The organism is Eubacteriales bacterium mix99, assembly GCA_038396605.1.
In the GTDB taxonomy this organism is placed as follows: Bacteria; Bacillota; Clostridia; order Caldicoprobacterales; family DTU083; genus UBA4874.
The window spans coordinates 791,375-804,805 of sequence record CP121690.1 but is presented as its reverse complement, the minus strand read 5'-3'; the positions used below and the strand labels follow the sequence as shown (position 1 = coordinate 804,805).

Here is a 13,431-nt window from a genome sequence, read left to right as displayed (position 1 = left end):
AAGATGTTGAGTATGTAAAAATGTTTTCGTCAATATTCCCTGAATTTCGTTCCTTTTTGCCATAATATTTTATAGCAAAGCCAATTTATTTCACTGTACTTTACATCGTGTGATATAATGGATAATATAAAAGGTGACAGTATGGGGGATCATTCTGCATGGAGTTTCCGAATTGGGGAGAAAACCGTTTCAGGAGACAGAAACCAGGGGAGGAATCTTTATATGATCGGTGCGATTGTTGGCGATATTGCCGGCTCTCGGTTTGAATTCAACAATTATAGGAAGAAGGACTTCGAACTCTTTTCTGAGGAATGCCATGTGACGGATGACAGTATCCTGACGCTGGCCGTTGCCAAAGCGATTATGGAAACCTGCAAAGTAATCCGGCCGCTGATTGGCAAACCGGAAACCGGGGAAAAGTTTTATGTAATGGCGGAATGGATGGCAAACAAATACCTGCGGGAGATCGGCAGGAAGTATCCGGAATGCGGTTATGGAGGAATGTTTGCCCAGTGGATCGCCAGCGAGGTCCCCAAACCGTATAACAGCTTTGGAAACGGGGCCGCCATGCGGGTGAGCCCGGCGGGTTTTGCAGCAGGGACAGAGGGGGAAGCCATATCCCTGGCTGATGCTGTTACGCAGGTTACGCATAACCATGAAGAAGGCATGAAAGGCGCAGAGGCCGTAGCCGTAGCCGTTTTTATGGCAAGACACGGGAAATCAAAAATGGAGATCCGCAAACGGATCAACAACGACTATTACCCTCTGGACTTTACGATCGATGTGATCCGGGATGCATATGAGTTCAATGAAACGTGTCAGGGAACGGTACCGCAGTCGATTGAGGCATTTCTGGAATCCACTTCTTTTGAAGACGCGATCCGCATAGCCATTTCTTTGGGCGGAGACAGCGATACTTTGGCGGCAATTACCGGTTCCGTGGCGGAAGCCTTTTATGGAGTGCCGGATGAAATCCGGGAAAGAGCCCTTGCTTACCTGGATCCTTATCTTCGGGGCATTTATGATGACTGGATTGCCTTTATACGGGACAGGAAGGAAAACAATAATAAGTCAACGGAACCGGAGAAAGAAAACAAGGATAATGGCATCTGACAGAGAATAGATAAAATAAAATTATTGTATTCGTCAAAAGATAAAGGAAAGAAAAGAGGAGAAAACGATGAGGGAAGTATATGATTTCCTGAAGAAAGCCGAAACCTTTTATCTGGCCACGATAGATGGGAACAGCGCCAGAGTCCGTCCCTTCGGCGCCGTGGATCTGTTCGAGGGCAGAATGTATTTTCAAACCGGCAGGAAAAAGGCTGTGTATCGGCAGATGAAGGCATGCCCCGAGGTTGAGGTCTGTGCCATGCTGGACGGCAGATGGATCCGGATCAGCGGCACTGCGGTGGAGGACAACCGCCTGGAGCCGAACGTTCATATGCTGGAAAGCTATCCGTCTCTGAAGGAGATGTATGCTCCGGGAGACGGGAACTGCACCGTATTTTATCTGAAAGATGCCACAGCGGTGATTTCTTCCTTTACCGAGCCTTCGGAAGTAGTTAAGTTCTGATTGGTATAAACCCAACCCATAGATTGTCATGGAACATACAGAAGGAGGAATCTTATGTCTCTGACGAATCCACTGGAGCTTTTGCAGAAAGCCACAGAGGAAGGAATTGCGGTGGCGGCCTTCAACGTACACAACCTGGAGACCATACAGGCTGTTGTGGAAGGCGCCGCGGAGGAGAGGGCACCCGTCATGATCCAGACGACACCGGGTACTCTGCAGCATGCGGGTATCCCCTATATTGCAGCATGCGTAAAGACAGCCGCACAGCTTTACGATATCCCCATTGCCCTTCATGTCGACCATTGTCCGTCATACCGAACCATTGTACAGTGCATTCAGCACGGGTATACCTCTGTTATGATCGACGGGTCCAAATTGCCTTATGAGGAAAATGTGAAACTGGTGAAAAAGGCAGCGGAAACGGCTCACTGTGCCGGTGTGGCAGTGGAAGGGGAGCTGGGCCGCATCGGCGGCACGGAGGACGTTCTGACCGTGGACGAGAGGGAAGCGACATTTACCGTTCCCTCAGAGGCGAAGGCATTTGTGGAGGCTGCCGGGATTGACAGTCTTGCCGTTGCCATCGGCACTGCCCACGGAGAGTATCACGGCGAGCCAAAGCTGGATTTTGAACGGTTAACCGCCATCCGGCAGGAAGTCGATGTGCCGCTGGTGCTGCACGGTGCTTCCGGGGTGCCGGACGACAGCGTCCGGGAGGCGATTCGGCGGGGGATCTGCAAGATCAACATTGCAACCGAGTTGAAGATTCCCATGGCGGAGGCGATCCGCGAGTGCTTCCGGAACAATCCGAAGGAAAATGATCCCAGGAATTATATGGGCGCGGCAAAGGAAGCCGTTCAAGAAGTGGTACGCAAAAAAATCCGGCTATGCGGAAGCAGCGGATTTGCTTCCCGGTGGTGAGAAAGATGGGAAAACTGCTGATGGGAATGGACATCGGCACATCCGCCTGCAAGGCGGCCCTGTTTGATCCGGAAGGAAATGTGATGTGCCAGTCCACAGAGGAATATCCGGTCTGTTATCCTGCACCGGGCTGTGCGGAGCAGAACCCGCTGGAATGGTGGGAAGCGGTCTGCCGGGCAGTCCGGGGGATGATCGATGCTTCCCGGGTTGATGTCCGCCAGATTGCCGGCATAGGCGTGGCAGGACAGAGCTGGTCAGCCATTCCCGTGGACCGGCAGGGTCATGTGCTCTGCAATACTCCCATCTGGATGGACACCCGCAGCGGGGAGATTTGCCGGGAGGTCCTGGAGAGGCTGGGATACGAGCGGATTTTTCAGGTCTGTGGGAATCCGTTCGAGCCCACTTATACCACGCCGAAGATTTTATGGTTCCGGGAACAGAGGCCGGAGATCTTTCAGAATACCTTTCAGTTTCTGCAGAGCAACAGTTATATTGTGTATCGCCTTACCGGAGTCTTCACACAGGATCTTTCCCAGGGGTACGGCCTGCACGTGTTTCATATGAAGAACGGGCAATGGGATGAAAAGCTGAGCGGGGAGCTGGGGATCCCTCTGGAGAAGCTTCCGGAGCTGTTTCCATGTGATAAGGTCGTGGGAGAAGTCACCCGGGAAGCCGGGGAAGCCATGGGCTTGCCTTCTGGGATCCCTGTTGTTGCCGGGGGCCTGGACGCGGCATGCGGAGCCCTTGGGGCAGGAGTGATTTATCCCGGTCAGACACAGGAGCAGGGAGGGCAGGCCGGCGGCATGAGTATCTGTCTCAGTCAGCCAAAAGCGCATCCCAGACTGATCCTGGGCCGGCACGTTGTTCCGGATCGGTGGCTTCTTCAGGGCGGAACGGTGGGAGGCGGCGGGACGCTGAAATGGTTTCGGCAGGAATTCGGCGCATCTGAGGAAGCACAGGCGAAGCAGTCGGGCAAAGGCGTTTTTCAGATTATGGATGAGGAGGCTTCCGGCATTGTCCCTGGGTCCGAAGGCGTATTGTTTCTGCCTTATATGGCAGGGGAACGGTCTCCGGTCTGGGACAAGCATGCCAAAGGAGTATATTTCGGGTTGGATTATCATAAGACCCGGGCTCATATGATCCGTGCGACCATGGAAGGTTGTGCCTATGCTCTTCTGCACAATTTAAAAACAGCGGAGGAAGCGGGAGCGGAGGCCCTTGAGCTGACGGCCATGGGAGGAGCGGCCAACAGCAGCCTGTGGACGCAGATCAAAAGTGATGTGACGGGAAAGACCATCCGGGTTTCGGCTTCTGATACGGCTACCGCGTTGGGTGCTGCCATACTGGCCGGAGTCGGCACGGGTGTGTACCGGGATTTTGAGGAGGCAGTGAAGCGGACCTGCAGGATCACCAGGGTCCATGAGCCGGATCGGAATCTTTATTTGCAGTATAGTGGATATTATGGGATTTACCGGAGCTTATACGATCAATTGAAGGACGTTTTCCGGGAAGCGGAAAGGGTAAGCAAAGGGTAGCTTGAAAGAAATCCGGGAAGAATCCGGATAGCCGAACGGTTTTGCTGAGTTTATGGAAGCGTTTCATATTTAAAGAAGGGAATGGATAGGACAATGAAGGCTGCGGTACTGCATGCGAACGATGATCTTCGATATGAGGAGTATCCAACGCCGCAAATCGAAGACGGAGAGATATTGGTAAAGGTAAAAGCAACCGGAATCTGCGGATCGGATGTACCCAGGGTACTTCATAACGGTGCGCATTTCTATCCCATTGTATTGGGGCATGAATTTTCCGGCGAAGTTGTGGAAGTCGGAAAGGATGTCCGGCAAATCTCTGTTGGGGATAAAGTTGCCGGAGCGCCGCTTCTTCCCTGTTTAAAATGTGACCAATGTCAAAAGGGAAATTATTCCCTGTGTGATTCATACAGCTTCATCGGCTCCCGGGTCCAAGGGAGCTTTGCCCGGTATGTCAAACTTCCTGAGCAGAATGCTGTGAAGTTTGATCCGGAGATTTCCTTTGAACAAGGCGCATTGTTTGAGCCTTCCACCATTGCCCTGCACGGTTTGCGGCGGGCCGGTTTCCGCGGAGGAGAGGATACTGCCATTCTGGGCGGCGGCACCATCGGGCTCTTTGCCGCACAATGGGCCAGGATATTTGGCGCGGGACGGGTGTTTGTATTTGATATTGATCCGGACCGGCTGAAGCTGGCGAAAAAGCTGGGAGCGGATGGAGTCGTCAACACGCAGGAAGACGGCTTCCGGGAACAGGTGAAGGAATGGACCAGGAACAAGGGCTTTGGGTTTATCTTCGAGACGGCAGGAGCGGCGGCCACCATGAAGCTGGCATTTGAGCTGGCCGGCAAACATTCGGATGTCTGCTTTATCGGCACACCCTCCAGGGATCTGGTTCTTCCGCCGCAGCTGCTGGAGAATCTCCACCGCAAGGAATTTCGTCTGACAGGCTCCTGGATGTCCTACAGTGCTCCGTTTCCGGGGGAGGAATGGGAGCTGACGGCCCATTTTCTGGCAACCGGCGCACTGAAATATGACGAGGATCTGATTTTCCGGAAGCTGCCCTTGTCGGAAGCTAAAAAGGCATTTGATTATTATAAGGTGCCCGGCACGGTAAAAGGGAAAATTCTGCTGGTGAATGAATAGGATAAAACAACTTACGGCAGGAAAACAGATTCGATCATGTCCAAATGTCCGGAACCAAAAAGGATTTCATTAAAATAATGGGTGAGGGGTATTATGATACTGGCAGTCAACATGAATCCGGCCATGGATAAGGTATATGCGGTGGACGATTTTCAGGCGGGAAAAGTCTTTCGTCCACGGGATATGACGGCAACAGCAGGGGGAAAGGGACTGAATGTGGCACGGGTTGCTCATCTGCTGGGAGAAAAGGTAATCGCCACCGGACTGATCGGCGGCAGTACCGGCAGGCAGATTGAGGAAGAAGTGCGAAACGGGGGAATGGACAGCCGGTTTGTTCCCATTCGGGGGGAATCCCGGATCTGCATCAATATCATGGATCACAGGAACGGCACTTCCACTGAGGTGCTGGAGCCCGGACCGATGGCAACGGAGGGAGATGCCAGGGTATTTTTATCCCGCTATCAGGAATTGTTGGAAGAGTGCAGCGTGGTGACCGCTTCGGGCAGTCTGCCAAAAGGCCTGCCGGTGGATTTTTATTCCACACTGATTCGGCTTGCAAAGGAAAAGGGAAAGCGATTTCTGCTGGATACCAGCGGGACGTTCTTTCAGGAAGGGATAAAGGCAAGGCCATTTCTCATCAAGCCCAACAGGGACGAGCTGACCGCGTTGCAACTAGCAGAACCGGGAAGTCGTCGCACCGGTGAGAAAGCGGAAATGGGCAGGAAGGATATTGTAAAGGCCGTTCAGGCTTTTCAGGCCCGGGGCATCGAGTTGCCTGTCGTATCCCTTGGGAAACAGGGCTGTATTGCGGCTTTGGAAGATGGAGTATATCATTTTACCACTCCGGCGGTGGATATTGTCAACACAGTGGGATCCGGGGATTCGTTTATCGCCGGCTGTGCGGTGGCACTGAACCGGGGAGCGCGCTTCCGGGAAGCCATCCGCTTTGGCATGGCCTGCGGCACGGCCAACACCCAGTTTTTCAAGACCGGCTGGATTGAAAAGGAAATGGTGGAGAGCTTCCTGCCGATGATCGACTGCATAAAGATTGCATAATCTAAAAATAAATTTTCTATAACATTAGTGCACTTTTCCTCTTTCGGTAACCAACAAACTGCGATACGGACAGCTTTGGTAATAAATATATCTGTTAACTTATATTTACTATCTGACAGGATTACAGAAGTTGTGACGGAAAAGGAAGAGAGGACCCGTCCCTGTGGCGATAGTCCCGGGGAGAGCAACCAATTACTTTTTTAAAGATCCTGGAAAAATAGTACGGATCCTCATAGCCGAGTTTCTGTGCCACCTCATAAACATACAGGTCGGTTAAGCGCAGCAGCTTGCAGGCCTGATTCATTTTCAGATGGAGATAAAAATCCATGGGTGCGTGCTGCGTGTATTTCTGAAAGATTCCGTTCAGGTAAGTTTTGGATAGATTGAATTCCGTAGTGAGATCTTCCAGTGAGAGATTGGTATCCAGATTTTTGGACAGGTAGCGAATCACTTCCGTGACCTGTTTGTTCTGTTTTTCCGTGCCGTTTCGTTTTTCCCGGTAATAGGTTTCCGACAGAATCAGCATCAGCACCTGAGAGATATAGACGAAATTCCCTTCCGTATAGTTTCCATCCAGGACATGAAAAAGAAGTTCAAATAAATACATAATACGCTCTACCGCAGATTGGGACTCAAAATGTATTACCCGGCAGTCTTCCAGGGGAAAAAGGGCAGTATCCTCTCCCTTGAAGTGAACCCACAGGATACTCCATGGATTCTGCGCAGAGGCATAATAGCGGTGCCCTGTAAAATGTGGGATGCAAATCGCTTCGTTCTGCCGAAGGACAAATTCTTTCCCTTTCATCTGAACGGTTCCCTCCCCGGCGGTACAGCACAGGAAAATATATTCCTCAATTCCCTTCCTTCGTTCCCTGTAGTGATGCTTTGCCTGGGGGAAAAAGCCGACATCCGTCAGATACATGCGCCGGACCAGGGGGTGTGCTGCATAGGCGGAAAAGGTTCCGGTGGGCAGTACAATCATCCGTTCCCCCCTGAATCCATCTCTTTTCCCTGTTTCCAAATCAAAGTTTTCCATGAAGCCAGTTTAGCATAATTGTGAAAGAAAATCCATGAACGGGTAATATCGTGTATTCTGTTTTACATTGACTATGATAAAATGACCATTGGATCCGGATCATCCGATAGAGAAAATCAGGGGAAAGGAGCCGTTTCATGTCATACGGGAACATTGTCAGCGTAAGGGAGGAAAGTGTTACAATACCTGCTTATAAAGGATATCCTCCGGAAAAAAGTCCATTATTTATCGAAAAAAGAGCTTATCAGGGAAGCACCGGCAAGGTTTATCCCCTGCCGGTCACGGAAAAAATATCGGATAAAAAGGAAGATGTGGTTTATCGGGCGATTTTTCTGGAAAACGAGTATCTGCTTGTGATGATTCTGCCGGAAATTGGCGGCAGAATCCAGAGGGCATATGACAAAACCAACGGTTATGATTTTATTTATTACAATCACGTCGTCAAGCCTGCTCTGGTCGGTCTGACCGGTCCGTGGATTTCCGGCGGGATTGAGCTGAACTGGCCGCAGCATCACCGCCCGACTACTTTTTCTCCCGTGGATTCCTGTTACACCCGGAATCCCGATGGGTCCTGCTCCGTTTTTGTCGGAGAAACCGATAAGATGTACGGTACCAAAGGGATGGCAAAAATCAGTCTTTATCCGGGAAAGGCCTATATTGAAATCAAGGGGCAGCTGTACAATCCCACAGATGTTCCCCAGACGTTTCTCTGGTGGGCCAATCCTGCGGTTCCGGTCAATGATCATACCTATTCGGTTTTTCCGCCGGATGTCCATGCAGTGATGGACCATGGCAGAAGGGCTGTTTCCACCTTTCCCATCGCAATCGGGGAGTATTACAAGGCCGATTATTCTGCAGGGGTTGATATCTCCCGCTACAAAAACATAAAGGTTCCGACCTCCTACATGGCGGATCATTCGGACTTTGACTTTATCGGGAATTATGATGAAAGCCTTCATGCCGGAATGCTTCATGTGGCGGACCATCACATTGCTCCCGGCAAGAAACAGTGGACCTGGGGAAGCGGGGATTTTGGCTGCTCCTGGGACCGCAATCTGACGGATGCAGACGGCCCCTATATCGAGCTGATGACGGGTGTGTTCACCGAAAATCAGCCGGATTTCAGCTGGCTGAAACCATATGAGGAAAAGACATTTGAACAGTACTTTCTTCCTTATAAAGGGGTGGGGCATGTCAGCAATGCAACAAAGGAAGCAGTTCTTGGCATTGATGTATCCGAACCCGGTAAGGTCGTTGTGAGGGTTTATGTGACCGAAGAATATCAAGATGCACAGATTCGCATTACGGAGGGAAACAGGGTAATCGGTGAAAAAACCACGGATCTTTCTCCGGAAACGTGTCTGGCAGAGGAATTCCCCGCCCCCGAGCAGCCGGAAAAGTGCCATGCTTCCGTTTTCTGTGGTGGCAGACTGCTGGCGGAGTGCGGCGTTCCCCAAAGGAAACCGGAGCCCGTCCCTCACCCGGCGGAACCGCTGAAGGATCCGGTGGATCTGAAATCCACGGAAGAGCTTTATCTGGCTGCGACACACCTGGAGCAGTACCGGCATGCGACATACCGGCCGGAAGATTATTATCTGGAAGGCCTGCGCCGGGATCCCACCGACATCCGGCTGAACAACGGGTACGGACTGTTTCAGTTTCGGCGCGGCAACTTCCGGGAGAGCATCAGGCTTTTCCAGGCTGCCATCCGGAAACAGACTTGGAAAAATCCCAACCCCTATTATGGGGAGTGTTATTTTAACCTTGGTCTTGCACTGGAGAAAAGCGGTGATGAAAAAGGAGCGTATGATGCCTTTTATAAGGCCACCTGGAACAGTGAAACCAGCAGCGCTGGCTTTACCCGGCTTGCTTTTCTGTCTGCCCGTAAGAAGCAGTATGATCAGGCGCTGAAGTTTGTGGAAAAAGCATTGAGGAACAACGGGCATTCCATGAAAGCCCGCACACTGAAAGCGGCTCTGCTGCGAAAGATCGGTGCAGACCGCCGCAGTCTGCTGAAGGAGAGCCATTCCATTGATCCGCTGGATATGGGTACTTTGTATGAATGCGCACAGAACGGCGGGGATTCACAGGACACTGGGGCTTTTTCCTCCTGGCTGCGCATGATGAGGACTCCCCCGCATAATTACCTTGTCCTGTCCCTGGACTATCTCCGGGCAGGTTTTTATGAGGATGCACTTTTCATTCTGAAGTCCTGTCCGGATCCCAATCCCATGGTCTTCTATTATATGGGATATGCGGCGCATTTAAATGGAGACGATTTCTCAGCCGGGAAGTGCTACCGGAAGGCAGAGCAGCTGCCGGAAGATGGATGCTTTCCGAACAAATTGGATGAAATCCTCATTCTGAACGATTGTATCGGATTACTGCCCCACGCTCCCATGGCGGAGTATTATCTTGGCAATCTGCTCTATGACAAAGAACAATACGCAAAAGCAACCGTTCACTGGGAAAAGGCGGTGGCAGGGAAGCCTTCCCTTGCCATGGGATTCCGGAACCTTTCCATCGCTTATTACAACAAGGAACAGAACGGCAAAAAAGCCAAAAAGGCAATCGGGCAGGCCTGCCTTCTGGATCCGGAATATCCCCGCTTCTGGCTGGAACGGGATCAGCTTGCGGCAAAAAGTGGGGATTCCGTGGAAAGCCGTCTGTCGGTACTGAGACAACGCCTGGATCTTGTTCAGAGCCGGGATGATCTGTACCTGCGGTACATCATGCTCCTCAACTGCTGCGGGGAATATGAAAAGGCGCTGGACGGCCTGCTGCATCATAAGTTTCATCCCTGGGAAGGCGGGGAAGGTAGAGTCAGCGCTCAGTATCGGTTTTCACTGATTCATCTGGCAAAACAGGCAATGGCATTGCAGGAGTATGAGAAAGCAATCGGGCTGCTGAAGAGAACCCTTCATTATCCAGCCAGCCTGGGCGAAGGAAAGCTGCCTAATGTTCCGGACAATCAGGCGTACTATTATATGGGGTTTGCCTGTCGGCGCGGGAACAGGAAAAAGCAGGCAGAAGAATCTTTCCGGCTGGCCACTTTGGGGGAAAAGGAGCCGGGTCCGGCATTGTATTACAACGAGCAGCCTTCCGATTTTATCTATTATCAGGGCCTGGCATGGGAAGCTCTGGGCAATCCGGAAGAAGCCCGAAAGCCTTTTCATCGCCTGATCGCCTATGGGGAAGAGCATCTCTTTGACAAGGTGTCGTATGATTACTTTGCGGTTTCACTTCCGGATGCTGAGGCATATCAGGAGGACATCGCCCGGAACAATGTGCTGTATTGCCAGTATCTCCGGGCTTTGGGAAAGCTGGGCCTGGGGCAGAAGGAGGAAGCTGCCGGGATTTTTTCGGACATCCTGAAACAGCAGCCGGATCATCAGGGCGCTCTGGAACACAGGCAAGATGACGAAGAAGGAGGAGAGGGTAAAGTATGAAATATGTGGATTTAAGCGGTGCCTGGTCCGTGTCCCTTCAAAACGGGCACGCCGGGGAAGCAGTTTTGCCCGGTACCCTGGATGAAAACAGGATCGGCGGCCGCGACAGCGGCAGCAGATGGCGGAATTCTGATACGGATTCGGGAAAGGATCCAGAGCCGGAGGGGGATGCCCGGATTCTTACCAGGCTGACCAGAAAATATACCTATGAAGGACCTGCCTGGTTTACAAAAACCATTTCCATGGAAGAGACAGGAGGTCAAAGGGTTTTCCTTGAAGTGGAACGCAGCAGGGAACTGACGCTGGCCTTGAATGGAAAAGATATCATTCCCTGCCGGCAGGGGACGGTTTCCACTCCTTATGTGTTTGAAGTCACCAGTGAAGTGAAGGAAGGGGAAAATGTCTGCACTCTTTGCTGTGACAATTCCTATCCTTCCTGGCCCAGGGATGCCATCGTAAACTCTTCCGCCGCAACGGACGAAACCCAGACCAATTGGAACGGACTGCTTGGCTATCTGCGGCTGCGGTTTGAAAAAAGCAATTTTATTTCCTCCATACGGGTCTATCCGGACGGCAAAATTGCTGATGTCATTGTGGAACTGGATTGTACCAATGCTTATACCGGCTTGCTATCCCTGCGGAGCAAGGCGTTTGCCCATGAGTTGGTCCGAAAGATTGCCGTACCGGCAGGCAGGAACAGCATCCGTATTGGGGGAATTCCTCTCTCTGAATCCGTATCGGTCTGGGAGGATGGCAATGGTATCCTGTATTCCCTTGCCGTTTCCGCAGACGGTATGGAGGAGAAAGCCGTTGATTTTGGCATCCGGACCTTTGCCGACCAAAACGGAAGACTGGCATTGAACAGCCGCGTCATTCTGCTTCGCGGGGAGGCCAACTGCTGTGTGTTTCCGGAGACAGGCCATATGCCGATGACATCTGCTGAGTGGAAGACCGTTCTGACCACTTATCAGTCCTATGGGGTCAACTGTATCCGTTTTCATTCCCATTGTCCGCCGGATGCGGCTTTTACGGCTGCGGATGAGATTGGTATGATGATGCAGCCGGAGCTCTCCCACTGGGATCCGAAAACGGCATTTGAGTCGGAAAAAAGCTGGGGTTATTATCAGCTGGAACTGCGGCAGATTTTGTTTACCTACGCAAACCATCCGTCTTTTGTGATGCTGACATTCGGCAATGAGCTGTGTGCAGGCGCATTGGGACATAAGCGTATGGATTTGCTGCAAAAGACGGCGGAAGGGATGGATCCCACCCGGCTGTATGCCATTGCCTCCAACTGTCATTATGGCAGCATTGGTCCGGACCGGAACAGCAATTTCTATACATCGTCCGGTTTCTATGCGAAATTGCTCCGCGGCACTTCCTCTCCCATGCGGGGGTTCATCAATCAACAATATCCCAATGCAAAAACAAACTACGGCAGGGAGATGAAGCAGCTGCGCCAGGAATATTCCAGACCTGTTTTCAGCTTTGAAGTCGGGCAGTATGAGGTGCTGCCTGATTTTGATGAACTGCAGCTGTTTCATGGAGTGACCCGGCCGGACAATTATTTCAGTGTAAGGGAAAAGGCGGAACGGCAGGGCTGGCTGCCGGACTGGAGAAAAAGAGTGGAAGCCAGCGGGGAATTGTCCCTGCTTGCCTATCGGGAGGAAGTGGAGGCAGCGATGCGGACGGAGGAATTATCGGGTATTTCCCTTCTTTCCCTGCAGGACTTTCCCGGACAGGGCACCGCTCTGGTGGGGATGCTGAATTCCCATATGCAGCCCAAGCCGTTTTCCTTTGCGGATCCAAAACGATTTCGGAAGTTTTTTGCGGATGTGCTTCCGCTTATCCTGCTGGACAGATATACCTATCTCAATACGGAGACCATCACTGCCGAAGTCCGGATAGCGAACTATGGCAGGCGGGAGATATCCGGAACCTGCCGGATCCGGTGGAGGGACGGCGACAAGATCATAAAAGAGCAGGTTTTGCCTTCACAGGTTTATCCGTGTGGATCCCTGTCTGTTGTTGGGGCGATATCGTTCCCGGCGGAATGTATCCCGAATGCAGGGAAATTGACGGTTACCGCTTCTGTCGGGGGTTATACAAACAGCTATCCGGTTTGGATCTATCCGGATAAGCCCTTTTCCTGCCCGGATTCTGTTTTTATGACGCAATCCCCAGGGGAAGCGGCAGCAGCACTGGAGGAAGGGAAGAGCGTGTTTTTGAATCCGCCCGTTACACCGGATAACTTTCCCCATTCGATCCCTGCGCAGTTTACGACGGATTTCTGGTCCGTAGAGACTTTTGGAGCCCAGTCGGGATTTATGGGCTGCTTTATGGATCCACAGCATCCGGTTTTCAACGGGTTCCCCACCGAATTTCATTCCAACTGGCAGTGGTGGCCCATGTGCAGGGGGCGTGCCATGCTCCTTCCGAAGTCCGTAGATCCGCTGATTACCGCATTGGACTGCTGTACACGCATGAGAAGGATGGGGATGCTGATCGAGTGCCGCGTCGGAAAGGGGAAATTGATCCTGAGCAGCATGGGACTTGTGGAATCCGCCCGGTATCCGGAGGTACGCGCGCTGATGCAAAGTATCGTCAATTACATGGCGGGGGATTATTTTCATCCGCTGCAGGAAATTTCCCGTCAGACCCTGAACGAAATAAGCCCGGCGGTTTCCTGACTGTCAGGGATGAATGACAGACCGGGCCGGATAG

Annotated in this window: 9 protein-coding genes; 8 read left to right on the top strand and 1 reads right to left on the bottom strand. The window is 51.9% G+C overall.

The genetic code is table 11. The features are described from left to right. Nucleotides 1-222: 222 nt before the first annotated feature. From QBE55_03340 to QBE55_03315, 6 genes are all read left to right on the top strand, one after another. Entirely contained in the window at nt 223-1,113 is an 891-nt protein-coding gene (locus QBE55_03340) for an ADP-ribosylglycohydrolase family protein (GenBank protein ID WZL79212.1), read from the top strand. A gap of 67 nt (nt 1,114-1,180) precedes the next feature. Then, nucleotides 1,181-1,573, top strand: coding sequence for a pyridoxamine 5'-phosphate oxidase family protein (locus tag QBE55_03335; GenBank protein ID WZL79211.1), 393 nt, complete (start codon nt 1,181-1,183; stop codon nt 1,571-1,573). A 54-nt stretch (nt 1,574-1,627) separates the two neighbouring features. Next, nucleotides 1,628-2,491: a tagatose-bisphosphate aldolase subunit GatY gene (gene gatY, locus QBE55_03330; GenBank protein ID WZL79210.1), complete on the top strand. Its 864-nt coding sequence runs from the start codon at nt 1,628-1,630 to the stop codon at nt 2,489-2,491. Nucleotides 2,492-2,496: 5 nt separating this feature from the next. Beyond that, on the top strand, nt 2,497-4,026 hold the full coding sequence (locus QBE55_03325; protein WZL79209.1) for an FGGY-family carbohydrate kinase: 1,530 nt from the start codon (nt 2,497-2,499) through the stop codon (nt 4,024-4,026). Between the two features lie 93 nt (nt 4,027-4,119). Next, nucleotides 4,120-5,166, top strand: a complete 1,047-nt coding sequence (locus QBE55_03320) for a galactitol-1-phosphate 5-dehydrogenase (protein WZL79854.1) — start codon at nt 4,120-4,122, stop codon at nt 5,164-5,166. A 93-nt stretch (nt 5,167-5,259) separates the two neighbouring features. After that, nucleotides 5,260-6,222 (top strand): 1-phosphofructokinase family hexose kinase, encoded by a 963-nt coding sequence (locus tag QBE55_03315; protein WZL79208.1) that lies wholly within the window; start codon nt 5,260-5,262, stop codon nt 6,220-6,222. Between the two features lie 121 nt (nt 6,223-6,343). Here the strand turns inward: QBE55_03315 and QBE55_03310 are convergent, their stop codons facing one another. Beyond that, nucleotides 6,344-7,204 (bottom strand): AraC family transcriptional regulator, encoded by an 861-nt coding sequence (locus QBE55_03310; protein WZL79207.1) that lies wholly within the window; start codon nt 7,202-7,204, stop codon nt 6,344-6,346. Nucleotides 7,205-7,395: 191 nt separating this feature from the next. Between QBE55_03310 and QBE55_03305 the strand changes: the two genes are divergently transcribed. Next, the gene (locus QBE55_03305; protein WZL79206.1) at nt 7,396-10,707 is read left to right on the top strand and encodes a DUF5107 domain-containing protein; all 3,312 of its coding nucleotides are present in this window, start codon (nt 7,396-7,398) and stop codon (nt 10,705-10,707) included. Next, nucleotides 10,704-13,397: a glycoside hydrolase family 2 TIM barrel-domain containing protein gene (locus QBE55_03300; protein ID WZL79205.1), complete on the top strand. Its 2,694-nt coding sequence runs from the start codon at nt 10,704-10,706 to the stop codon at nt 13,395-13,397. The genes QBE55_03305 and QBE55_03300 overlap by 4 nt, the downstream gene beginning before the upstream one ends. Nucleotides 13,398-13,431 lie beyond the last annotated feature (34 nt).

Excerpts from the sequence above, each read along its gene's own strand:
- QBE55_03340 (WZL79212.1), top strand. The coding sequence starts at position 223 with ATGATCGGTGCGATTGTTGGCGATATTGCCGGCTCTCGGTTTGAATTC.
- QBE55_03335 (WZL79211.1), top strand. The coding sequence starts at position 1,181 with ATGAGGGAAGTATATGATTTCCTGAAGAAAGCCGAAACCTTTTATCTG.
- gatY (WZL79210.1), top strand. The coding sequence starts at position 1,628 with ATGTCTCTGACGAATCCACTGGAGCTTTTGCAGAAAGCCACAGAGGAA.
- QBE55_03325 (WZL79209.1), top strand. The coding sequence starts at position 2,497 with ATGGGAAAACTGCTGATGGGAATGGACATCGGCACATCCGCCTGCAAG.
- QBE55_03320 (WZL79854.1), top strand. The coding sequence starts at position 4,120 with ATGAAGGCTGCGGTACTGCATGCGAACGATGATCTTCGATATGAGGAG.
- QBE55_03315 (WZL79208.1), top strand. The coding sequence starts at position 5,260 with ATGATACTGGCAGTCAACATGAATCCGGCCATGGATAAGGTATATGCG.
- QBE55_03310 (WZL79207.1), bottom strand. The coding sequence starts at position 7,204 with ATGATTGTACTGCCCACCGGAACCTTTTCCGCCTATGCAGCACACCCC.
- QBE55_03305 (WZL79206.1), top strand. The coding sequence starts at position 7,396 with ATGTCATACGGGAACATTGTCAGCGTAAGGGAGGAAAGTGTTACAATA.
- QBE55_03300 (WZL79205.1), top strand. The coding sequence starts at position 10,704 with ATGAAATATGTGGATTTAAGCGGTGCCTGGTCCGTGTCCCTTCAAAAC.